20 protein-coding genes and 1 pseudogene are annotated in these 22,057 nt (G+C 73.4%); 12 read left to right on the forward strand and 9 right to left on the reverse strand.

Going from position 1 to position 22,057, the window contains the following annotated elements; all coding sequences use genetic code 11:
- Positions 1-4: 4 nt before the first annotated feature.
- The 10 genes from PUR71_RS08560 to PUR71_RS08605 all read left to right on the forward strand — a co-directional run bounded on the left by PUR71_RS08560 (position 5) and on the right by PUR71_RS08605 (position 13,292).
- Positions 5-322: a LysM domain-containing protein gene (locus PUR71_RS08560; RefSeq protein ID WP_329925772.1), complete on the forward strand. Its 318-nt coding sequence runs from the start codon at positions 5-7 to the stop codon at positions 320-322.
- Positions 315-1,436 (forward strand): hypothetical protein, encoded by a 1,122-nt coding sequence (locus tag PUR71_RS08565; RefSeq protein ID WP_329925773.1) that lies wholly within the window; start codon positions 315-317, stop codon positions 1,434-1,436. Before PUR71_RS08560 ends, PUR71_RS08565 begins: the two co-directional genes overlap by 8 nt.
- On the forward strand, positions 1,433-1,963 hold the full coding sequence (locus PUR71_RS08570; protein ID WP_329925774.1) for a phage baseplate assembly protein V: 531 nt from the start codon (positions 1,433-1,435) through the stop codon (positions 1,961-1,963). The genes PUR71_RS08565 and PUR71_RS08570 overlap by 4 nt, the downstream gene beginning before the upstream one ends.
- A 48-nt stretch (positions 1,964-2,011) precedes the next feature.
- Positions 2,012-2,317 carry a hypothetical protein gene (locus PUR71_RS08575; protein ID WP_329925775.1) on the forward strand — a complete coding sequence of 102 codons (306 nt, stop codon included), beginning with the start codon at positions 2,012-2,014 and terminating at the stop codon, positions 2,315-2,317.
- Between the two features lie 3 nt (positions 2,318-2,320).
- On the forward strand, positions 2,321-2,683 hold the full coding sequence (locus PUR71_RS08580) for a GPW/gp25 family protein (RefSeq protein ID WP_329925776.1): 363 nt from the start codon (positions 2,321-2,323) through the stop codon (positions 2,681-2,683).
- Positions 2,680-5,544 (forward strand): putative baseplate assembly protein, encoded by a 2,865-nt coding sequence (locus tag PUR71_RS08585; RefSeq protein ID WP_329925777.1) that lies wholly within the window; start codon positions 2,680-2,682, stop codon positions 5,542-5,544. The genes PUR71_RS08580 and PUR71_RS08585 overlap by 4 nt, the downstream gene beginning before the upstream one ends.
- The gene (locus PUR71_RS08590) at positions 5,541-8,810 is read left to right on the forward strand and encodes a putative baseplate assembly protein (RefSeq protein WP_329925778.1); all 3,270 of its coding nucleotides are present in this window, start codon (positions 5,541-5,543) and stop codon (positions 8,808-8,810) included. Before PUR71_RS08585 ends, PUR71_RS08590 begins: the two co-directional genes overlap by 4 nt.
- Positions 8,807-10,939, forward strand: coding sequence for a hypothetical protein (locus PUR71_RS08595; RefSeq protein WP_329925779.1), 2,133 nt, complete (start codon positions 8,807-8,809; stop codon positions 10,937-10,939). Before PUR71_RS08590 ends, PUR71_RS08595 begins: the two co-directional genes overlap by 4 nt.
- 21 nt (positions 10,940-10,960) lie before the next feature.
- Positions 10,961-12,340, forward strand: coding sequence for a DUF6519 domain-containing protein (locus PUR71_RS08600; RefSeq protein ID WP_329925780.1), 1,380 nt, complete (start codon positions 10,961-10,963; stop codon positions 12,338-12,340).
- A gap of 61 nt (positions 12,341-12,401) precedes the next feature.
- Positions 12,402-13,292: a DUF2268 domain-containing protein gene (locus PUR71_RS08605; RefSeq protein WP_329925782.1), complete on the forward strand. Its 891-nt coding sequence runs from the start codon at positions 12,402-12,404 to the stop codon at positions 13,290-13,292.
- 6 nt (positions 13,293-13,298) lie between these two features.
- On the opposite strand, the gene PUR71_RS08610 is transcribed toward PUR71_RS08605, so the two are convergent.
- The 9 genes and pseudogenes from PUR71_RS08610 to PUR71_RS08650 all read right to left on the reverse strand — a co-directional run bounded on the left by PUR71_RS08610 (position 13,299) and on the right by PUR71_RS08650 (position 20,497).
- Positions 13,299-14,042, reverse strand: coding sequence for an AfsR/SARP family transcriptional regulator (locus PUR71_RS08610; RefSeq protein ID WP_329925784.1), 744 nt, complete (start codon positions 14,040-14,042; stop codon positions 13,299-13,301).
- A 101-nt stretch (positions 14,043-14,143) separates the two neighbouring features.
- Positions 14,144-15,514 (reverse strand): DUF2254 domain-containing protein, encoded by a 1,371-nt coding sequence (locus tag PUR71_RS08615; protein ID WP_329925785.1) that lies wholly within the window; start codon positions 15,512-15,514, stop codon positions 14,144-14,146.
- Between the two features lie 63 nt (positions 15,515-15,577).
- Positions 15,578-15,814: pseudogene (locus tag PUR71_RS08620) on the reverse strand (hypothetical protein); the annotation flags it as partial.
- Between the two features lie 242 nt (positions 15,815-16,056).
- The gene (locus tag PUR71_RS08625) at positions 16,057-16,458 is read right to left on the reverse strand and encodes a nuclear transport factor 2 family protein (RefSeq protein WP_329925786.1); all 402 of its coding nucleotides are present in this window, start codon (positions 16,456-16,458) and stop codon (positions 16,057-16,059) included.
- Between the two features lie 5 nt (positions 16,459-16,463).
- Positions 16,464-17,318, reverse strand: coding sequence for an alpha/beta fold hydrolase (locus PUR71_RS08630; protein ID WP_329925787.1), 855 nt, complete (start codon positions 17,316-17,318; stop codon positions 16,464-16,466).
- Between the two features lie 58 nt (positions 17,319-17,376).
- Positions 17,377-17,841 (reverse strand): winged helix-turn-helix transcriptional regulator, encoded by a 465-nt coding sequence (locus PUR71_RS08635; protein WP_329925788.1) that lies wholly within the window; start codon positions 17,839-17,841, stop codon positions 17,377-17,379.
- A gap of 317 nt (positions 17,842-18,158) precedes the next feature.
- Entirely contained in the window at positions 18,159-19,004 is an 846-nt protein-coding gene (locus PUR71_RS08640) for a PaaX family transcriptional regulator (RefSeq protein ID WP_329925789.1), read from the reverse strand.
- A gap of 76 nt (positions 19,005-19,080) precedes the next feature.
- Positions 19,081-19,968 carry a fumarylacetoacetate hydrolase family protein gene (locus tag PUR71_RS08645; protein WP_329925790.1) on the reverse strand — a complete coding sequence of 296 codons (888 nt, stop codon included), beginning with the start codon at positions 19,966-19,968 and terminating at the stop codon, positions 19,081-19,083.
- A gap of 109 nt (positions 19,969-20,077) precedes the next feature.
- A complete protein-coding gene (locus tag PUR71_RS08650) occupies positions 20,078-20,497 on the reverse strand; it encodes a RidA family protein (RefSeq protein ID WP_329925791.1) in 420 nt (139 codons plus the stop codon).
- Positions 20,498-20,646: 149 nt separating this feature from the next.
- On the opposite strand from PUR71_RS08650, the gene PUR71_RS08655 reads away from it, so the two are divergent.
- Together PUR71_RS08655 and PUR71_RS08660 are read left to right on the forward strand one after the other, a co-directional pair.
- Complete coding sequence (locus PUR71_RS08655; RefSeq protein ID WP_329925792.1) at positions 20,647-21,129, forward strand: cupin domain-containing protein; 483 nt, start codon at positions 20,647-20,649, stop codon at positions 21,127-21,129.
- The gene (locus tag PUR71_RS08660) at positions 21,129-22,028 is read left to right on the forward strand and encodes an acyl-CoA thioesterase (RefSeq protein ID WP_329925793.1); all 900 of its coding nucleotides are present in this window, start codon (positions 21,129-21,131) and stop codon (positions 22,026-22,028) included. The genes PUR71_RS08655 and PUR71_RS08660 overlap by 1 nt, the downstream gene beginning before the upstream one ends.
- Positions 22,029-22,057 lie beyond the last annotated feature (29 nt).

Raw genomic sequence — 22,057 nt, forward strand, 5'->3', positions numbered from 1 at the left:
AGCCGTGTTCGCCCTCACCAGCCGCTACCGCGCCCTGCCGACCGCCACCCACCGCCTGCCGGACGGGCGGACGGTGACGTACGTCCGCCGGCGCTTCCTTCCGCACCCGGAGGACCTCACCCTCCTGCGCGAGCACGTCGTCACGGCGGGCGAGCGGGCGGACCGGATCGCCTTCGCCGAGTTGGGCGACGCCGAGCTCGCCTGGCAGCTCGCGGACGCCAACCGGGCCGACGATCCGCACGAACTCGCCGTCGCCGGGCGCAGGTTGCGCGTGACGCTGCCCGCCACTCCCACGCTCCTCCCGGGAGCACTCAATGGCTAGGAGTATCCAACTCCTTCTCCGGATCGGGGACATCGTGACCGCCCCCGCCCCGCAGCCACTCATGGACGCGCTGCAGTCCGTCCGGGTGACGTCGAGCGCCGGAGCCCGCAGCGGCTTCCAACTCACCTTCGCCGTCAGCAAGAAGTCCGTCATCACGCAGACGCTGCTGCCCGCCGGACTGCTCGACCCGCCCGCCCGGGTCGTGATCTCCGTGATCGTCGCCGGCTCCACCGAGGTCCTGATGGACGGCGTGATCACCCGGCACGAGCTCAACCCCGGCGACGCGCCCGGCACCGGCACGCTCACCGTCACCGGCGAGGACCTCACCCTCCTCATGGACCTGCGCACCGAGCACGCCTGCTACCCGGCCATGCCGCACCACGTCCGGGCCACGCTCGTCCTGCTCAAGTACGCGCTGTACGGCGTCGTCCCGGTCGCCGTCCCGCCCGTCATCCCGACGATCCCGAACCCGCTCGACCAGATCCCCGTCCAGTCCTCCACCGATCTCGCGTACCTGCGCAGCCTCGGCGAGGAGGTCGGGTACACCTTCTACCTCGTGCCGGGGCCGGCCCCCGGCACGACCATCGCCTACTGGGGGCCCGAGGTGCGCGTCGGCGTGCCGCAGCCCGCGCTGACCGTCAACTCCGGTGCGGCGGACAACGTCGAGCAGCTGTCCTTCTCCTTCGACGGGCTCGCGCGCACCCGGTACACCGTCCGGATCACCGAACCCACCACCAAGGTCGGCGTCTCGGTGCCGATCCCGAGCCTCAGCCTCCTCAAGCCGCCGCTCGCCGCCCGCCCGGCCGTCGCCCTGCGCGAGGAGCCGCTCGTCAAAGTCACCGACCGCTCGCTCACCGACGCGATGCTGCGCGCCGTCAGCGTCACGTCGCAGGCCGCCGACGCCGTGTCCGGTCAGGGCAAGCTCGACGTCCTGCGCTACGGCCGGGTGCTCGCCGCCCGCGGCCTCGTCGGCGTCCGCGGCGCGGGCCCCGCGTACGACGGCCTGTACTACGTCAGCAGCGTCACCCACGACATCAAGCGCGGCGAGTACACCCAGGGCTTCACCCTCGCCCGGGACGGCTTCGTCCCCTTCGCCGACCGGGTGGCCACGTGACCGCGCCCAGCGCCAACCAGCAGCCCGACTTCCGGGACCTCTACCGCGGCGTCGTCGTCTCCAACGTCGACCCGCTGCAGCAGAACCGCGTCATGGTCCGGGTCGACGACGTCCTGGGCGGCGACCCGTGCATCTGGGCCGTCCCGCAGTACGCGACCGCCGGGATGCACGTCGTGCCGGCCGTGCAGTCCGGCGTGTGGGTCACGTTCGAGGACGGCGACGTCAACCGGGCCGTGTGGACCGGGTTCTGGCGCGGCGGCACGATCGAGCAGCCGCCGGTCGCCGCGCTCGTGCCGCCCGAGGTGCCGCAGGTCGTACTCAGCACCCCGGGCGGCAACTTCGTCCTGCTCACCGACGCCACCGAGCCCACCGACGGCATCCGGCTCCAACTGCACGGCGCCGCGGGGCCGTACATCAAACTCAGCGAGGCCGGGATCGAACTCTCCTGCGGCCCGGGCCTCGCGAGCATCCGGCTCGCCGGCACCTCCGTGATCATCAACAACGGCACGCTCGTCGTGCCGCAGTAGCGCTTGGGGGACCACATGCCCGGCCTCGCCCTCCACACCGGAGCGACCATGACCTGCCCGCACGGCGGCACCGTGACCATCCTGCCCGCCGGGGCGCCCGGGGCGCTGGTCCAGGGCATGCCGGTCGCGACGAGCGCGAACCGGATCGTGGTCGCGGGGTGCCCCGTGACGCCGCCGTGTGCGACCGTGCAGTGGGCGAACGTGTCCTCCGTGCTCGTCAACGGCGCGCCGCTGCTGGTGCAGGCACCGCCGCCGACCCCGCCGCCAGTGCCCGGCGGCGGGGTGTGCATCGGATCGCCGACGCCCGCTCCGCCGCTCGTCCTCGCGATGCACATCCTCGTCACGGGACTGTGAGCCATGGACCTCGCCTTCCCGTTCCGCGTCGACGGCCGCGGTCGCACCGCCGAGGCCGCCTACCCGGACCACGTGCGCGACATGATCGAGCAGGTCCTGTTCACCACCCCCGGCGAGCGCGTCAACCGCCCCGACTTCGGCTGCGGCCTGCTCGACCTCGTCTTCGAGCCCGACAGCGTCGAACTCGCCGCCGCCCTCCAGGTCTCCGCCGAGGGCGCCCTGCACCGCTGGCTCGGCGACGTCATCGTCGTCGACTCGCTGCGGGTGACGGCCGAGGAGAGCACCCTGCGCATCGAGCTGCGCTACCTGCTCATCGCCACCGGCGAGGTCCGCACCGAGGTCCTCGAAGGGAGCGTGGCCCGGTGAGCTGTTCCGACCGACGGCGCCGCGCCGAACTGCGCGCCTGCGACCTCAACGGCATCGACAGCGTCGACGTCCTCGACGGCGCCCTCGTCGTCGTCCTCTTCGGCAAGGCCCCCGAGGGCCTCGCGCCCGCCAACTTCCGCATCGACGGCGGTGAACGGATCACCGGCGTCACCGTCACCGCGGTGTGCCGGGAGGCCGACGCGGAACGGGAGTCGGCCGATCGCCTGATCCTCACTGTCGACCGTCAGGGCGACCTCTCCGCCTACCGCCTGAGCATCGTCCGCGCCGACCCCCACGGGCGCCCCGGCACCGAGCCGTACCCCGGTTTCGACCCGCGCCACGCGAGCGCCGCGTTCACCTTCCGGCCCGAGTGCGCCACCCTCGACTGCGCCCCCACCGACGCCTGCCCGCCGGTGCACCCGCCCGCGCCCGAGATCGACTACCTCGCCAAGGACTACGCGAGCTTCCGCCGACTCATGCTCGACCGTCTCGCGTTGACCATGCCGACGTGGACCGAGCGGCACGTGCCGGACCTCGGCACCACCCTCGTCGAACTCCTCGCCTACGAGGCCGACCGCCTCGGCTACCGCCAGGACGCCGCCGCCACCGAGGCCTACCTCGACACCGCCCGCCACCGCGTCTCCGTTCGCCGCCACGCCCGGCTCGTCGACTACGCCATGCACGACGGCTGCGCCGCCCGCGCCTGGGTCTGCCTGGCGACCGACGACGAACTCACCCTGCCCGCAGGGGACTTCCGCTTCCTCACCCTCGCCCCCACCGTCCTGCCCGAGCTCGGCGCCGCCCTACTGGCGAGCGACCTCCAGCACCGCCGCCACCTGCCACCGTACGAGGTCTTCGAGCCCGTCCACGCCGAGGCGCTGCCACTGCGCCCCGCCCACAACCTGATCCACGTGTGGACGTGGGGCGACGCCGAGTGCTGCCTCCCCGCCGGCACCACCTCGGCCGCCCTCGTCGACGGCGACGCCCACGGCCGGGCCCTGTGCCTGCGCCCCGGCGACGTCCTGGTCTTCGAGGAGGTCCTCGGCGCCCGGACCGGCGCCCCCGCCGACGCCGACCGCACGCACCGCCAGGCCGTCCGGCTCGTCTCCGTCACCGAGGACCACGACCCGCTCTACGACCAGCCCCTCCTGCACGTCACCTGGGCGACCGGGGACGCCCTGACCTTCCCCCTCTGCGTCAGCGCGCGCGGTGGCCCCGACTGCGCGGATCTGGAGGTCGGCGTCGCCCGCGGCAACACCGTGCTGGTCGAGCACGGCGCGTGCATCACCTGGTGCCACCAGCGGGCGGAGCCGATCGACGTGCCCGTCGCACCGCCGCAGGAGCCCGGCTGCTTCTCCTGCTGCTCCTCGTGCGCCTCCGGCACCGCCCCCGGCCGTCCCGCCCACCCGCCGCTGCCCGTCCGCTTCTCCCCCGCCCTGCGCCAGGTCCCCGTGGCGCAGAGCGCCCCCTTCCCCACCGCCGCCGTCATCGCCGCCGCCCAGGCCGCGCGCCTCCTCGGCCTGCCCGACCGCGCCCGGCAGCGCCTCACCGCCGTCTGGCACCGCCTCCCCCCGAACGGCGGCACCCTCACCACCGCCGAACGCGCCTACCTGGGGGTCCTGTTCGGCGAGGCCGTGCTCCGGCGCCTCGGCGCCGACGACCACCCGCGCGACGCGCTGCGCACCCTGCTCGCCCGCTTCGACGACCTCCTCACGCCCAAGCTCGCGCGCTGGCGCGAGCTCGTCCGCCGGGCGCGGGCCGGCCAGGTCCTCCGGCACGACGCCGAGGGCTGGGAGCTCGGCCAGAGCTGGGGCGAGGACGAGGCCGGGCGCCTCCGCGAGGACGACCCCGCGTTCCGCGGCCCGGCCGCCCTCGCCACCGCCCCCGACCCGCACACCGCCCTGCCCGCCGTCCACCTCACCGACCAGGACGGCCAGGACTGGCACCCCCGCCGCGACCTCCTCGACAGCGGCCCGGCGGACCGCCACTTCGTCGGCGAGACGGACGACGACGGCGTCCTGCGGCTGCGCTTCGGCGACGGCCTCAACGGCGCCGCGTTCCCCCTCTCCGACGCCCCCGGCGTGCAGTGCACCGCCCGCTACCGCGTCGGCAACGGCACGCCCGGCAACGTCGGCCCCGAGGCGATCGCCCGGATCGTCCTCTGCGCCACCCACCGGCACGGCATCCGCGTCGTCCGCAACCCGCTGCCCGCCTCCGGCGGTCTCGACCCCGAACCCGTCGACGACGTCCGCCGCCTCGCGCCGGTCGTGCCGACCACCCGGCTCCTGCGCGCGATCACCGCGGACGACTACGCGGCGCTCGCCGCCACCGTCCCGGGCGTCCGACGGGCGGCGGCGGACCTCCGCTGGACGGGCAGCTGGTACGAGGCGCAGGTGGCCGTCGAGGCCTTCGGCACCGAGACGGCCCCCGACGCCCTGCTCGACACCGTCCGCGCGGCGCTGTTCCGCTTCCGCCGGATCGGCCACGACCTCGCGGAGTTCACGGCGGCGCTCGTCCCGCTCGACGTCGCGCTCCGCGTGCGGGTCGAGTCCGACCACGTCGCCGGGCACGTCCGCGCCGGGCTGCTGGCCGCCTTCGCCGCCCTGTTCGCCCCGGACGCGCTCGTCTTCGGCGACCCCGTCCGGGTGAGCCGGCTGGTCACCGCCGCGGTGTCCGTGCCCGGCGTCCAGCACGCCGAAGTCACCCGCCTGCGCCGCCTGTTCGCCGGCCCGGCCGACCGCGGCGACGCGCTCGCAACCGGGGTGCTGCCGATCGGGCCGCTGGAGGTCGCCCAGCTCGACAACGACCCGTCCCGGCCCGAACACGGCCACCTCGCGCTCGACGTGGAGGGCGGCCGATGACCTGCGCGTCCGGCTCCTGCGCCGACACCTGCTGCACGGGCGTGGCAGCCGTCACCCCGACGCCCGTCTTCAACCCGCCCGGGCAGCCCGCGCTCGCCTACCGCGCGGGCACCTACGCGACCTTCCGCGAGTCCATGCTCGCCCGCCTCTCCAGCCGCCGCGCCCTCGACCCGCTCACCACCCGCGAGCCTGACGACCCCGCGATCGCCCTGCTCGACTGCTGGGCCGTGGTCGGCGAGGTGCTCACCTTCTACCAGGAACGCATCGCCAACGAGGGCTACCTGCGCACCGCCACCGAACCGGAGTCCCTCGGCCACCTCGGCCTGCTCGCCGGCCACCGTCCCCGCCCGCCGCTCGGGGCCGGTACCCACCTCGCGTACACGCTCGACCCGGGCGCGCACACCCTGATCCCGGCCGGGTCCGGGGTGAAGAGCCAGGCGGCGGCCGGGCAGCTGCCGCAGACCTTCGAGACGAGCGAGGACCTCGTCGCCCGCGCCGAGTGGAACACCCTCGCCGTCCGCCTCACCGACCCGCCGGACATCTCGCGCGACAACGTCGACACACTGGTGACCTTCGCCGTGGACGGGACGACCGCGAACCTGCGCCAGGGCGACCGGCTGCTGTTCGCCTTCGCGCCGAGCGGACTGGCCCCCGACGTCCACGCCCGGACGGTGGCCGAGTCCGCCGTCGACTTCACCGCCGGACGGACCCAGGTCACGCTGGTCTCCCCCACCACGCCGCTCGGCACCTTCTCCGCCGCCGTCGCCACCCTCTCCGACGCCGTGCGCACCGCCACCGGGGACGCGGTGACCCGCACCGACCCGGCGGCGGGCCGCATCGTCGCCGACGTCCTCACCCCCCTGGCGGCCCTCCTCCTGCCCACACTCACCCCGGCCGCAGCACTCTTCGAAGTCGCACCCGAGCTCCAACGCCTCACGGAGGCCGTCGCGTTGGCGGCCGGCGGCGCCGCCTGCGCACTCGCCGACTGGCTCGACGGCGACCTCGCCACCGTCCGGCGGGACGGCGCCGCGCTGCTCGTCCTGGCCGCCCGACTGGCCCGCCGGACGGACCCGGAGCTCACCCGACTGCGCTCGCTCGCCCGCTCGTCGGTCTGCCCGGTGAGCTGCGAAGCCGACATCGCGGACGACGGCGGCGACACCTGCCCGGACCCGTACCAGGCCATCGGGCTGGTCGCGTTGACCCCCGTCCTCCCGGCCCTGCGCCGCCCGCCGTCCCGCCCGCCGGCCTCGGCGCGCGCCCTGGACACGTCCGTCCAGCAGCTGTTCCAGCCCGACTCGGACGCCCACCTGCGGCTGCTCGCCGCCGCCGACCTCCGGCTCACCCGGCTGTACGACGCCTGGCGGCGCGAGCGGATCACCGACCCGCCGCCGCTCGCCGCGCTCGTGGTCCTGCGGGTCCGCGCCGCCGTCGCGCTGGCCCGGCGGAAGACACCCGCCTCCGACAACCGCGTCGACCAGATCCTCCTCGACTCGCTGCACGACACGATCCTCCCCGGGCGCCCGGTCCTCGTCGGCACCGGCGACGGAACGGACACGCTCGTCCTCTTCCCCGACCGCGTCCTGCCCGCCCAGCTCGACGTGACCGACCCGAGCGGCCGGAAGATCGGCGAAGTCACCGTCACCATGCTGGAGTTCGACACCCCGGTCGACGGGTCCAAGCTCGCCGGGGGCACCCCGCTCCGGGCCCAGGGCGAGCCGCTCACCCCCGTCGGCGCGCCGGTCACCGACGACGTCGGCGGCGCCGCGATCGACCTCGCCCAGTGCTACGACGGCCTCAAGCCCGGCCGCTGGATCGTCGTCTCCGGCGAGCGCACCGACGTCCCGCACACCAGCGGCGTGCAGGCCGCCGAACTCGCCCTGATCGCCGGCGTCGCCCAGCGGCTGGACCGGACGGTAGACGGCTCCCCGGTGCTCCAGCGCGGCCAGGGCCCGCAGACCCGCCTCCTGCTGGCGAACGACCTCGCGTACACCTACCGCCGCTCCGGCGTCGCGATCTTCGGCAACGTCGTCGCCGCCACCCAGGGCGAGACCCGCGACGACGTCCTCGGCAGCGGCGACGCGAGCGTCCCGGGCCAGGCGTTCCCGCTGCACTTCGTCTCCGACGCCACTCCGCTCACCCGGACCGCCGCCGACAACCCCCTCGGTGCGCAGAGCTCCCTCACCACCCGCGTCAACGGCGTCGCCTGGCACGAGACCCCGGCCCTCGCGCTCAACGGCCCGAACGACCACGCCTACGAACTGCGCGGCGCCACCGTCACGTTCGGCGACGGCGAGCACGGCGCCCGGCTCCCCACCGGCACCCAGAACGTCACCGCCCGCTACCGCACCGGCGCGGGCGCCTCCGGCAACCTCCCGCCCGGCAAGGTCAACCAGCTCGCCGCCCGCCCGCTCGGCGTCAGCGCCGTCACCAACCCGCTGCCCGCCACCGGCGGCACCGACGGCGACGGCCCCGACGACGCGCGCAGCGTCATCCCGCTGCGGCTGCGGGCGCTCGACCGGCTGGTGTCCGTCCAGGACTACGAGGACTTCACCCGGGCCCGGGCGGGCATCGGCAAGGCGAGCGCCGTCAAGCTCTTCGACGGCACCCGGGAGGTCGTGCACGTGACCGTCGCGGCGGTCGGCGACGCGCCGATCGATCCGCCGTCCGGCCTGCTCACGACCCTCGAACGGTCTCTGCTGGGCTTCGGGGACATCGGCGTCCCGGTCCGGGTGGCCACCCGGGAACTGCGGCTGATCGTGCTGGACGCGGGCGTCAAGGTGCTGGCGGACCACGCGTGGGAGCTCGTGGAACCCGCCGTCCGGGCAGCGCTGACGGCCCGTTTCGGCTTCGCCGCGCGAACGCTCGGACGGCCCGCGTACCTGAGCGAGGCGATCGCGACGATCCAGGGCGTCGAGGGTGTGGACTACACGGACGTGCACGTCTTCGCGGACGTGCCGGGGGACGTCACGGCGATCCAACTCGCACAGCTAGCCGCCGGATTGACCACGGCCAAAGCCTGTCTGCCCGCGCTGCCGGCCCACTTCGAGCAGATCGAGCACGGGATCGCGCGCACAGACACGCTCACCACGATCTCGCAGCGCTACGGCCTGAGCCTCGCCGAACTCGCCGAACTCAACCCGGCCTTGGACTCGCCCGAGCTCCACACCGGCCGCCACCTCACGATCCACCGAGGCATCCGCCCCGCCCAACTCGCCGTCCTCCCGGCCGACGTCCCCGAGGCCCTCACCCTCCGGAGGCTCCCGTGACCGCCGACCGCCAGGCCGCCCGCCTCTACGACCTCCTCCCCGCCGTCGTCCGCTCCCGTGACGCCGAACAGGGCTGGCCGCTCCGGGCGTTGATCGGCGTCATCCAGGAGCAGGCCGACCTCATCGAGGCCGACATCGACCAGCTCGCCGACGACTGGTTCATCGAGACCTGCCAGGACTGGGTCACCCCCTACCTCGGCGAGCTCGTCGGCTACCGCGTCCTTCCCGGCTCCGCCGAGGCCCTCATCACCCCGGCCGGCAGCACCCCCACCGAGGCCGCCCGCCGCCTGCTCGCCGCCGTCGCCGGCCGCCGCGACGTCGCCCACACCGTCGCCAACCGCCGCCGCAAGGGCACCCTCGCCCTCCTGGAGCAGCTCGCCGCCGACGTCGCCGCCTGGCCGGCCCACGCCGTGGAGTTCCGCACGCTCCTCGGCCTCACCCAGCCCGTCCGCCCCCTCGGCCGCGACCCCCGCGCCGACCGCCGCCGGCTGGCCCGCGGCCGCACCGCCGACCTCCACGCCGTCGACGAACTCGACCGCCTGGGCGGCCCCTTCGAGCGCACCGCCCGCACCGTCGACGTCCGTCGCATCGACTCCGCCCGCACCCAGGGCCGTTACGGCATCCCTGCCGTCGGCCTGTTCCTGTGGCGGCTGCGCCCGTACCCCCTCACCCGCGCCCCCGCCCACTGCGACGACCGCGCCCGCACCCACTTCACCTTCAGTGTGCTCGGCAACAGCGCCCCGCTGATCGTCAGCCCGGTGGCCGCTCCCGGGGCACGCCTCGCCGACGAGAGCGCCGTGCCCGCGTTCATCCGCCGCCGCGCCTTCGCCGAGCGCACCGCGCAGTTCTACGGCCCCGGCAAGAGCCTGTGCGTCTACGTCGGCGACGACCCCGTGCCCCTCCACCGGATCGTGCCCGCCGACCTCACCGGCTGGCGCCACCACCCCGCCAACGACCAGGTCGCCGTCGACCCGGTCCTCGGCCGGATCGCCTTCCCCGTCCGCCGCGCGCCCACCGAGGGCGTCTGGGTGGACTACCACTACGGATTCAGCGCCGACCTCGGCGGCGGCGAGTACGTCCGCCCGCTCGACCTCCGCCGCCCGCCCGCGTTCTACCAGGTGGGAAAGGGGCGCGAGCTCACCGGCCTCGACGCCGCGCTGCGCCGCTGGCAGGCCGACAAGGCAGCCGACCCGGGCGGCCGCCACGAGGCCGTCATCGAGATCACCGACAACGGGGACTACCTGGAACACCTCGCCGTCACGCTCGACCCAGGCGACCGCCTCACCGTCCGCGCCGCCCAGCGGACCCGCCCCCTCGTCCGCGTCCTCGACCGGAGCAGCAACCGCCCCGACGCCCTGCACGTCGTCGGCCCGGACCCGGCACCCGGCGGGAAGCCCCCGTGCATCACCTTCGACGGCCTCCTGATCGCCGGCCGCGGCCTGCGCGTCTCGGGCGACGTCGGCGCGGTCGTCATCCGGCACTGCACGCTCGTACCCGGCTGGTCCCTCGACCAGGAGTGCAACCCCGAGCACGTCGAGGAGGCGAGCGTCGAACTCGCCGACACCCCGGCCTGCCTCCGCATCGAGCAGAGCGTCCTGGGCCCGGTCGTCGTCAACGCCGACGAGGTCCACGCCGAGCCCAACCGCGTCTTCCTGTCCGACAGCGTCCTCGACGCCACCACCCACGGCCTGGCCGCCCTGTCCGCCCCGGACCTCCGCCCGGCCCACGCCGTCGTCGACCTCCGCCGCACCACCGTCCTCGGCTCGGTCCGCTCCCACGCCGTCGGCCTGGTCGAGAACACGATCATCACGGGCCGCCTGCACGTCGACCACCGCCAGTCCGGCTGCGTCCGCTTCACCTCGCTCGGCGCCGGCTCCCGCACGCCCCGACGCTTCCACTGCCTCGAGGGCACGCCCCTGCCCCGCTTCACCAGCACCCGCTACGGCACCCCCGGCTACGCCCAACTCGCCCTGGACTGCCCGGACGCGATCCGGCGCGGCGCCGACGACGGCTCCGAACCGGGCGCCTTCCACGACCTCTTCCAGCCCCAACGAGAGGACAACCTCCGGCTGCGCCTGGCCGAGTACACCCCCGCCGGCTGCGACGCCGGCCTCGTGATCGTCACGTGACCGCCCTTTAGGAGCCCGTCCATGCAAGGCGACTTCTCCCGCGCCACCTTCGACCCGCGCAAGCACTACTGCGCCGTCCTCACGCAGCAGGGCCGCGTCCAGCTCGACGCCGACCTCAACGAGCAGGGCGCGCTCCTCCTGCACCAGCTGCGCACGACGATCGCCGACCTCCTCGGCCCCGCCGTCGCGCCCGCCACCGGCGGCGGCTTCGCGATCGACGCGGTGACGGGCAGGAAACCGCAGGAGGACCTCGAGATCCCGGCGGGCCGGATGTACGTGGACGGCGCCCTGGTCGAGAACGAGTTCGACACCACCTACTGGACCCAGCCCGACCTCCACCTCGACCCGACCGACCCCACCGCCCGACTCCCCCAGGACAAGCCCTTCGTGGTGTACCTGCGGGTGTGGGACCGGTTGATCACCTCCCTCCAGGACCCGGCGATCCGCGAGGTCGCCCTCGGTGACCCCGGACCGGACACGGCGGCCCGCGCGAAGACCGTCTGGCAGGTCGCCGCGCTCCCCGTGGCCGCCACCACGACGGCCGACGCACTGACCGAGTTCGCCACCCGCCTCGCCACCTTCCGCCCCACCGGACAGCTGCGCGCCGGCGTCAGGCATCCGCCCGCCGTCCCCGAGGGGCGCTGCGAGCTGCCGCCGGACAGCCGGTTCCGCGGCCCGGAGAACCAGCTCTACCGCATCGAGGTCCACACCGGCGGCCGCGCCTGGCCCGCGAGCACCACCGACGCACCGAAGGCCCGTCGCGGCCACCTGCCCGGCGCGACCTTCAAGTGGTCCCGGGAGAACGCCTCCGTGGTGTTCCCGGTCACGACCCTCCACGGCGCGGTCGCCACCGTCACCGCCCTCGGCCGGGACGGCAAACTCGGACTGGAGGTGGGCGACTGGGTCGAACTCGTCGACGACACCACCGCCGGGCACGTCGCCGACGACACCGTCCTCACCGACCCGCCCCGGCCGGCGCCCCGCCTGCGCCAGGTCCTCGCGATCGACGCCGTCGCCCTCCTCGTCACCCTCGACCAGCGGGACGGCGACGACGACTGCGGCCTCGGCCCGCACCCGTTCCTGCGCCGCTGGGACCACCTCTCGGGGGCAGACGACGGCGCGCTCCCGCTGGTCGAGAACACCTGGCTCGACCTGGAGGACGGGGTACAGGTCCGCTTCCAGCCCGCCCGGGGCGCCAAGACCGGCACCTACCGACAGGGCGACCACTGGCTCGTCCCCGCCCGCACCGCCACCGGCGACGTCCTGTGGCCCCAGGGCGCCGACGGCCCCGCCGCCCAGGACCCGGCCGGCGTGCAGTACCACTACGCCCCGCTCGCCTTCGTCAGCGGCGCCACCATCGACGCGTCGCCCCGCAAGACCTTCCGGCCCCTGGGGAGCTGAGCGGCAACCCCCTTCGAACGCCGTTGACCCTCACGCAACGGGAGGCCCTACCGTCCTGCGCATGCAGATCGTTGTACACGACACGGCGAGCGCGATGCTCGACCTCCTCCAGCGACCGATCGACGAACGACCCGACGCCCTGCGGGAGTTGTACGGCTCCTTGCACGGCGTGATGTCCAGGGTCATGGGCGACGTCGACCTCGTGCAGATGCACCGGATGGGCAGCGGCTTCCGCCTCGACCACGACGACGAGCGCCACGCGCCGGCCCTGCACCGGATGCGGGAGGCCCGGGTGTGGGAGCGGGTCGCGCAGTCGCTCGACGCCGCGTGGGAGCGGATCTCCGCCTCCGCCCCCGGCGTCGGGCACGCCGACACGGTGCACGTCGTCCTGGTGCTGGGCAACCCGGACGACGAGCACCTGACCGTCCGCAGCCACGGCTACTTCGGGTCGGGCGGGTTCCCCGGCGCGATCCAGCTGGTCATGTGGCCCACGGAGACGAGCCTCGCGAAGATCGGCCACGCCGCCGCGCACGAGCTCCACCACAACGTGCGCTACGCGAACGTCGTCTGGAACCCGGCGACCGTCACCGTCGGCGAGCAGGTCGGCGCCGAGGGCCTGGCCGAGGCGTTCGTCCGCGAGCTCGCCGGCGAGCAGGCCCTCGGCCCGTGGTCGACCTCGCTCACCGGCCCCGAGCTGGACGCCGCCTACGCGAAGGTCACCGCCGGGATCGACGTGGCCGGCATGCGGAACCTCCTCCCGTACGTCTTCGGCGACGCGACGGCCGAGCTCATGGGCCACGAGCCGGTCGGCCTGCCCGACTTCGCCGGCTACGGCACGGGCCTGCGCATCGTGGACGCCCACCTGGCCGCCTCCGGGCTCACGGCCGCCGAGAGCGTCGCCCTGCCGGCCCGCGAGGTCCTCCGCAACGCGGGCGTGGCGACCACCGCGTAGCCCGGGTCAGTGGAACCGGGCGCGGGCGGTCCCGTCGTCCGCGCCCGGGGCCGCCTCCACCGCCGCGTCCAGCAGGCGCCGCATCCCCGGGGAGGGGTTCACGCCCAGCTCCCTCCGGAGGAGCAGGCGGTAGGCGTGGTACGTGTGGATCGCCTCGCTGTAGTTGCCCTCGGCGAGGTGGATCTCCAGCAGCAGCCGGTGCGGGCTCTCCCGCAGGGGCTCGGCGCGCAGCGCGGCGTGGACGGCTTCGAGGGCGCCGCCGTAGTCGCCGGCGCCGAGGTCGCGCACGGCGAGCTTCTCCATGGTGTGGAGGTAGAGCTGACGCAGCCGTTCGCGTTCCAGCAGCACCCAGTCGTCGTACCAGCCGGGCAGCAGTTCGCGCGGGCCGCCGGCGAGCAGCACGCGCCGGTCGGCCGTTCCGGCGGCACCGGTGCTGCCGAGGAGGTCGTCGACGTCCAGGCGCACCGAGGCGTGCAGCCGCAGCGTCTCGCCCGCGGCGGCGAGCACCGGGGCGGGGAGCACGGGCGCGCCGGACTGCTGGAGCCGCCACAGCGCCGTCCGCAGTCGCCCGAGCGCCTTGGCCTCGTCGGACTCCGGCCACAACGTGCCGGCCACCAGGGAGCGGTGGGCCTCGCGGCGCAGCGCGACGAAGGCGAGGAGGCGTTGGAGCGTCCTGGTCAGGTGGAGGGGCTTCGCCCCGCAGTCGAGTGCGAAGCCGTCGAGCAGCCTCAGCCGAGCGGAACCGCCCATACACCGCCCCCTCATGCCGGCACGGAACTCCGCGTACGATCATGCCCCGCTGCGGCGCCCTCACCCCGGACGCCACGAATTCACCCTTTCGAGCGATCGCGTCACTCCGGGCTGACGTCGGGCCCGCGCCGGGCCCGCGCCTCGCCGTACGCGGCCAGGACCCCGAGGTAGCGGCGGCGGACGTCGTCCCGGTCGGCGGCCTCGCTCACCGACTCCTGGTTGAGGCGTTCGATCATCTCGGCCTGGGCGATCAGCACCCGGCGCTGCTGCTCGGTCCTGGTCTCGGCCATGATCTCGACGAGCGCGTCGAGCTGGCGGATCAGGACGGCGGGCATGCCGGGGGCGGCCTGGCGGATCTTCTCGAAACCGCGCTGCACGAGCCGCTCGTAGCTGACGGGGGCGGTCATCACCCGGATGTAGCCGTCCTCGTCCCGGTGGACGGGGTTCGGGCTCCAGTGGGCGGCGATCCGGCACAGGCCCTCGCCGAGCCAGTCGATGCAGGTCAGGGCAGTGAAGGTGTCGTTGACGGCGGTGGACAGCGCCCGGATGGCGATCTCCACGAGCTGGTCGACGGCGAAGGCGATGTCCTGCGCGAGGGTGCGGGTCGAGCCGGTGATGTGGGCGCGGGCGAAGCTGCGGGCCACCTCGGGCGCGGCCTCGGCGGGCCAGACGGTGGCGAGCTGGTGCCCCTGCACCAGGAAGTGGCCGGGCCGGTGGTCCAACCGGATGACGGCGTCCAGTCCCGCCGCCATCCGCACGAGCGTGCGGTGCCGGACGAACTGGAGGTACCCGCTGGCGGGCGCCGGGACGGCCGCCCCCGAGGTGTCCAGCCGGACGTTCAGCTCCTCGACCGTCGGCCCCTTCGCCGTGACCCCCGCCGCCGGCCCGGGCCCGCCCGTGCTCGCCTCGATCGCCTCGGACAGCTCGGTCGCGATGCTGGCGATGACCCGGGGCAGCTGGATCGACGTGGCGATGTGGTGGATGAAGAAGATCAGTACGGCGAGGTCCGCCATGACGAGCGCCATGCACACGGTGATCGACAGGTGCGGCACGAAGTCGCCGTGCGAACCCGGCCCGATGACGACGAGCGCGAGGATCGCGTAGAAGAACGTCCCGACGAAGGTCCCGAGGGTGAGCTGGGTGGTCCGGTCCCGGATGAAGGTGCGCAGCATGCGCGGCCCGAACTGGGTGGAGGCCAGCGTCAGCGTGACGATCATGATGGAGAACACCACGCCGACGACGGTGATCAGCGCCGCGGCTATGGCCGCGAGGATCTGCCGCGCCGCGTCCGCCGTCCCGCTGATCACCCAGGTGGGAAGCTCCACGTCGCCCCGGTAGGCGGCCTTGTCCAGCGCGAACGTGACGACGAACAGCAGCCCGGCGAGCCCGACCTCCAGGATCGGCACGACCCACAGGTTCGTCCGCAGGGCCTCCTGCCGCCACTGCGCCTCCAGGTGGACCCCGCGGATCACCTCGCCCACCTCCCGACGCCCGGCCCAGCGGAACATTTCCACCCTAAAGTGAACGGACCGGTATCACCCGGCCGGAGCCGCCAGCCCCTCCACCCACGGGTGGCCGGGGCGGACGCGTCCCAGCCACCCGCCGAGGGTGTCGCGCCGCCTGCGGTCCAGCAGCGGCAGCACGCCGTCGAAGTCCGCCCGGTCCTTGGGGCGGGCCGCCTTCGCCTTGAACAGCAGCACCACCTCGGGCACCAGGTACGGGATGCCGTCCGCCGTCCGTTCGATGATGGCGTCGTACGGCAGCCGCAGGCTCTCGGCCGCCGGGCGGCAGGGATTCGGTCATCGGGCCAACCTACTGCTGACGGCCTCCTCCCGGAGCAAAGCAGGAGGAGGCCGTCAGTGGCGGCAGGAGAGTCGCCGGCGGACCCGGGCCGGAGGTCACTTCTCACGGACTGCGCCCGTTGTGGGACCGACGACGGTTCGTCACTGCCGCCCAGGTCTGCTCGTCCGGGTTGCCCGCCCTTGCCGGGGGGGGAACCACGCCCACGGGATGCTCAGAGCAGGGCGTCGGTGTGGACGGGCCCTGCCGTGATGTGCAGGCGGCGGATCCGCGGCGCCGCTTCGTCACGCCGGTCGAGGTAGAAGATGTGCGTGAACGGGGCGCACACGACGTTGTCGGGCTCGGTCCTCTTGGCGACGGTCGCCTCGCCCCGAAGGATCAGCACGTCCCCGACGGTCCACGTCTCGATCACCTCGTGGGTGGTGATGAGCGGGGCGTCGATCTTCACGAAGAAGTCCTTGATGGCCTCGACCCCTTGCACGCGAGCCGTGCCGAAGATCATCTCGGTGTCCTGGTCGAGGTTCGTGGCGAACGCGGTCGCGAACTCGAGGGTGTCGATCTCGTGCAGGAAGTCGTTGACCCATACGGGGGCTTCGCCGCGGTCGGTGGCGGTCATGGTCGTCAGATCCTCTCCAGCGCGGGCAGCTCGGCGAGGAAGGCGTCGATCTCGGCGTTGACGGCCTGCGGGTTCTCGCGAGCGGCGAGGTGGCCGGTGTGCAGCAGCACTTTGAAGGTGGCGGTGGGGATCGCGTCGGCCATCCGGCGCACGGCGTGCACGGGGAACTGGCTGTCCTCCTCGCCGGCGATCACGAGGACGGGCACGTCCTTGATCGTGGCGAGCAGGCGGTGTTCGTCGCGGCGGCCGATCAGGATGCTGCGCAGCGCCCAGGCGACCGACTTCGGGTCGTTGGTGAGTACGAACTTCAGGAACTCGACGAACTCCGGGCGTTCGGCCTCCGCCGTCGGCCCGGCGAAGGCGCCGCGGGCCGCCTTCAGGGCCAGTTGCGGCATCTTCGAGTTCAGCGACAGGTAGCCGACGAGCGCGGTGGCCCAGATGCTCTCGAAGGTCGTAGGGAGCGAGGCGGTGCAGTTGATGCCGACCGCCCCGGCCGAGCGGTCCGGGTGATAGGCCGGGAAGACGCCGGCGAGCATGCCGCCCCAACTGTTGCCGATCAGCACCGCCTTGTCGATGCCGAGTGCGTCCTGGATCTCGACGAGCGCGTCGGCGCACTGCTTGAGGTCGATGATCCGGCGCAGGGCGTCGGACTTGCCGTGTCCGGGGCTGTCGACGAGCACCACGCGGTGGGTGGGGGCGAAGTGCTCGTACTGGTAGCGCCACATGGTGCCGTCCATCATCAAGCTCGGCCAGAAGATCAGGGTCGAGCCGTCCGCGTTGCCGCCGTCGCGCACGTTGATCAAACCGAGCGAGGTGGGGACGAGCCGCTCGGTGACGCCGTCGAGCCAGGTCGCGGTCATGGCGATTCCTCTCGCAGTGAGGGTCGTTCTGCCACTCTCAACTGGGAGCGTATTGCAACTACTTCTCCTCTGCAACTACTGGGACCAGGTTTGACGCCTGGATTGGCTGGTGGCAGACACCGCACGCCAGATAGGGCTCGGTCTCCTTGCCGCACACGGTGTGCAACAGCGGCCGACGCGGGCCGGCGCCGACGGCCTGCGAGTCCGGCCCGTGCTCCTCCGCCCAGCGGGTGATCGCCACGATCGCCGGCACGACCAGCTCGCGAGCAGTGTCCGAGAGCTCGTACTCGAACCACTGCTTGTCCTCGCGATAGACCCGCCGCGTGAGCAAGCCCAGCTCGGTCAGGGTGTTCAGGCGGGTGGTCAGGATGTTCGTCGAGATGCCCAGTGCCCGCTTGAGTTCGCCGAACCGCACGGTGCCGAAGAAGACCTCGCGCAAGATCTGGTAGTTCCAGCGCTCCGAGATCGTCGCGAGAAACGCCTGGCCGTGCTGGAACACGACGGGCTTTGAGTCGTTCGTCATGGTGCTTCCCCGATTGCATTTCGAGACTGGTTTCACCACGCTACCGGGCAAGACGACACCGCCGGCTCCGGCAGTCCGAGCCATGGTGAAGCGCCGGCCGAGGAACGTGGCGACGACCACCGCAGCGACAGGGATGACCAGCCAGCAGGGGGAGCCGCTTGGCGAAACGGATGATCACTCGCCCGGTGGTCATCGGAGGAACCGGTGTTCCCGTCGATCGTGGCCGACCTGCCGGGCCACCGGCACCATCGAACGTGCGGACGAGCACGTGGGGTCGTGCACAGGAGCAGGACCGTGGCCATGTCGAGCGCCCGTCGCTACTCGGCGTGGATCACCGACAGCGCGTGTTCCCGCGCGCCCGTGCTCAGCAGCGCGTTGAGTTCGTCGAACAGGGCGCCGGCGCTGACCCCGTTCCAGCCCGGGGGGAGCAGCGAGAGCGGCAGGCCCGGGTCGCGGTACGGGAGGCGGCGCCACTGGGTGAGCATCGGGACGTAGACCCGGAAGGCCTCCAGCGGGGTGACGCCGGAGGTCTTCACCTTGTCCAGGACCGGGCGGTGGCGGGCGAGGAACTCCGCGTACAGCTCGGCGAGTTCGTCGAGGTCCCACCAGCTGCGCACCTTGGAACGCAGGTCGCCGAAGGCGTAGTGGTCGCCGCTGAAGATGTCGACGTAGGCGGCGAGCCCGCGGCGCTCCAGGGTGCGGCGGGTCTCGGCCGCGAGGTTGCCGGGCGCGACCCAGACGCCGGGCGCCGCGGTGCCGAGGCCGAGCCGGGTGAGGCTGGTGCGCAGCTCGTGGCGCTTCTGGCGCTCGGACTCGGGGACGGAGAACACGACGACGATCCAGCCGTCCTCGGGCACGGCGCGCACGCGCTCGAAGATCCGGACGTCGCCCTCGGCGAGCGTCTCCAGCACGGACGGGACGAGGGAGTACCCGGCGGCGCCGCCGTGCCGCCCGCTCTCCAGGACGCCGCGCCGCTTGAGGCGCGAGACCGACGAGCGGACGGCGGGCGGCTCGACGCCGAGGTCGCCCATGAGCCGGACCACCGACGCGACGGAGAGCCAGTTCTCCTCGCCGCGCGCGTACAGGCCGAAGGTCGTGGTGATCAGGGGGCCGTGCCGCGCGTCGCGACCCGCCGCGGGGGACTCCTCGTGCCCGGCCGTCACTGGTGTGCTCTCCTCGTCTCGGGCCGGCCTCGTGGATCAAGCCCATCCGCGGGCAGCCTATCGCCTCTGCGGATCATCACATCAGCGACGTCCGCACGACCCGGTTGCGCAGCTCGCCGAGCCCGTCGACGCGCGTGACGACGACGTCCCCGTCCCGCAGGAACACCTGCGGCTCGCGGGCGCTGCCGATGCCGCTCGGGGTGCCGGTGAGCAGGACGTCGCCGGCGCGCAGCGTCATCCCCTGGCTCAGTTCGGCGATCAACCTGGCCACCGGGAAGGCCATCTGGGCGCTGGAGGCGTCCTGGCGCGGCTCGCCGTTGACCTCGCAGCGCACCCGGAGCGCGCCCGGGTCGGGCACCTCGTCCGCGGTGGTGAGCCAGGGACCGAGGGGCATGGTGGCGTCGATGCTCTTGCCCTTGAGCCACTGGCCGCCGTGCGCGCGCTGGAGGTCGCGCTGGGAGACGTCGTTGGCGACGAGGTAGCCGAAGACGTGGCCGAGGGCCTCGGACTCCGGGATCGAGCGGCCCTCGCGGCCGATGACGAGGGCGATCTCGGCCTCGTAGTCCCACTGCCCGGAGAGCGTGGGGTCGTAGGCGATGTCGTCGGCGGGGCCGATCACGGTGTCCGGGCCCTTGGTGAAGAAGGTGGGACGGACGGGCCGCTCGGTCGGCTCCTGGCCGCCGCGCTTGCCCCGGGACTCCTCGAAGTGGTCCCAGTAGTTCCAGCCGGTGCACAGGATGTCGCGGTTGAAGTGTTGCAGTGGTGCCTCCAGCCGGACGTCGGCGAGCGCGACGCGGTGGGCGTCCGCCACCGCGGCCCGCGCCGCCGCCAGGCCGTCCGGCCCGCCGCGCACGATGACGTCGACCGTGCCGAGCCACTCCGGCAACAGGGCCACGGCCTTCGCGTCCTCGTCGACGGCTCCGGCGCGGGGCCGGCCGTCGACCGTCAGGGCTGCGAGCTTCATCGTTCCGGTACCTCCGTTGCGACCGTCAGGAAGGATCGATCCACCGTGGTCGCGCCACGGTGCCCGGTTCAGGTGCCCGATCGACGGCGATCCACGCACGGTGATCGCCTCACGCCTCGGGGCGCACCAGCCGCTCGTCCGGGATCACCGCGACGCCGAGGATCTCGATCAGCGCCTCGGGCTGCCACAGCGCGGTGCAGCCGATGCCCGCCATCGCCGGGTAGACCGGGCCGGCCAGCTCGCGCCAGACCTCGCCGATCTCCTTGCCGTGCGCCTGGTAGTCGGGGATGTCGGTCAGGTAGATCGTGACGCTGACCAGGTCCTGCGGCTTTCCACCGACCTCGCGCAGGGTGGCGAGGACGTTGCCGAAGGCCTGCCGGAACTGCTCGACGATACCGCCCGGCACGATCCGCATGTCGGCGTCGAGGGCGGTCTGGCCGCCGAGGTGGAGGGTGTTGCCGGCCAGGGTCCCGTGGGAGTAGCCGCTCGGTTTCGGCAGGGAGCTCGGGTTCACGGGCACCGGCGTCATGCGGCCTCCATCATGGTGTCGCGGCGAGATGTATTGACACTAGATGACGGTCGTGAAAAAAACGAGATACCGATCGCGACGTCCGCCGGAACCCTCTGCCGCGAACCCCTGCCACAGGAACCTCCGCCCCACGAAACGGAGCCGTCCGCATGGAGCCCGATCTCAGCAAGTACCAGCTAGACGGCGACAATTCGATGTACCGCCTCCCCAGCGGTCTGGTCGCCCCCGTCGTCACCCGCCGCGGCATGGAGGACCCGGGCACCGCCGACTCCGGTGGCGCCGTGCGGATCTCGGGCGTGAGCATCCAGCACACCCCCGCCCGGCGGCTCTGGTTCGGCCAGGTCAGCAACGAGCCGGGCTACCGCTCGGTGACCCACCACCACGGCGAGGCCGAGACCGGCGGCTACGTCCTGGAGGGCCGGGGCCGGATCTACTTCGGCGAACGGTTCGAGGACTACATCGACATGGAGCAGGGCGACTGGGTCTTCGTGCCGCCGTTCATGCCCCACATCGAGTGCAACCTCTCCCGCACCGAGCGCCTCGTGTGGATGACCACCCGCACGCCCGAGAACATCGTCGTCAACCTGCCGGACGTCGCCGACGACGACCTCCGCGACTGGACGGACCGCTGATGGCCGCCGCGCCCACCTCCGAGGTCTTCACCTGCGCCATCACCCTGAAGGCCGCCGAACCCGAGCACTTCGACCTCGCCTTCACCGCCACCACCCAGCCCTGCCCCTGGCCCAAGGCCTACGGCGGCGACCTCGTCGCCCAGGCCGCCGCCGCGGCGATGCGCTCGGTGACGGACGGAAAGTCACTGCACTCGATGCACGGTTACTTCCTCCGGCCCGCCGACATCGGCGCCGACGTGCGCTACGAGGTCGAGGTCCTGCGCGACGGCCGCGGCTACAGCACCCGCCAGGTGCGCGGCTACCAGAACGGAAAGCCGCTGTACGTCTGCCTGGCCAACTTCGCGGCCGGCGAGGCCGGTGGCACCTTCACCGCCGACGTCGACGGCTCGCTGCCCGACCCCGAGGACCTGCCGACCTCGGCCGCCTACCTCGCGGACCGCAGCGGCGGCACGATGACCGACGGCTCGAAGGCCTACTGGTCCGGCGGCCGCAGCTTCGACATGCGGCACGTGCCGGGCCCCGTCTACCTCACCGTCGAGGGCGAGCGGACCCCCCACCAGGCCGTCTGGATCAGGCCGTTCGACCGCCTGCGGCCGGTCGAGGGCCTCACCGACGCGCAGCGGGACCAGGCCGCGCTCGCGTACGTCTGCGACTACACGATCCTGGAGCCCGTCCTGCGCGTGCTCGACCTCGCGTGGGCGCGGCCGGGTCTCGTGACGGCGAGCCTCGACCACGCCATGTGGTTCCACCGGCCGGGCCCGGTGGACGACTGGCTGCTGTACGTGCAGGAGGCGGTCGCCGCCGACAGCGGACGCGGCCTCGGCACCGGCCGCTTCTTCACCCGCGACCACCGCCACCTCGCCACCGTCGCCCAGGAGGGCATGATCCGCACCACCTGATCCCGCGGTGCCCCACCATCCGCGAGGCC

The sequence above is a fragment of the Streptomyces sp. SP17BM10 genome (assembly GCF_036322405.1).
In the GTDB taxonomy this organism is placed as follows: Bacteria; Actinomycetota; Actinomycetes; order Streptomycetales; family Streptomycetaceae; genus Kitasatospora.

Coding starts and splice junctions, on each gene's coding strand:
- PUR71_RS08605 (WP_329925782.1), top strand. CDS start 12,402: ATGCAGATCGTTGTACACGACACGGCGAGCGCGATGCTCGACCTCCTC.
- PUR71_RS08565 (WP_329925773.1), top strand. CDS start 315: ATGGCTAGGAGTATCCAACTCCTTCTCCGGATCGGGGACATCGTGACC.
- PUR71_RS08655 (WP_329925792.1), top strand. CDS start 20,647: ATGGAGCCCGATCTCAGCAAGTACCAGCTAGACGGCGACAATTCGATG.
- PUR71_RS08590 (WP_329925778.1), top strand. CDS start 5,541: ATGACCTGCGCGTCCGGCTCCTGCGCCGACACCTGCTGCACGGGCGTG.
- PUR71_RS08625 (WP_329925786.1), bottom strand. CDS start 16,458: ATGACCGCCACCGACCGCGGCGAAGCCCCCGTATGGGTCAACGACTTC.
- PUR71_RS08660 (WP_329925793.1), top strand. CDS start 21,129: ATGGCCGCCGCGCCCACCTCCGAGGTCTTCACCTGCGCCATCACCCTG.
- PUR71_RS08630 (WP_329925787.1), bottom strand. CDS start 17,318: ATGACCGCGACCTGGCTCGACGGCGTCACCGAGCGGCTCGTCCCCACC.
- PUR71_RS08610 (WP_329925784.1), bottom strand. CDS start 14,042: ATGGGCGGTTCCGCTCGGCTGAGGCTGCTCGACGGCTTCGCACTCGAC.
- PUR71_RS08650 (WP_329925791.1), bottom strand. CDS start 20,497: ATGACGCCGGTGCCCGTGAACCCGAGCTCCCTGCCGAAACCGAGCGGC.
- PUR71_RS08645 (WP_329925790.1), bottom strand. CDS start 19,968: ATGAAGCTCGCAGCCCTGACGGTCGACGGCCGGCCCCGCGCCGGAGCC.
- PUR71_RS08600 (WP_329925780.1), top strand. CDS start 10,961: ATGCAAGGCGACTTCTCCCGCGCCACCTTCGACCCGCGCAAGCACTAC.
- PUR71_RS08575 (WP_329925775.1), top strand. CDS start 2,012: ATGACCTGCCCGCACGGCGGCACCGTGACCATCCTGCCCGCCGGGGCG.
- PUR71_RS08635 (WP_329925788.1), bottom strand. CDS start 17,841: ATGACGAACGACTCAAAGCCCGTCGTGTTCCAGCACGGCCAGGCGTTT.
- PUR71_RS08580 (WP_329925776.1), top strand. CDS start 2,321: ATGGACCTCGCCTTCCCGTTCCGCGTCGACGGCCGCGGTCGCACCGCC.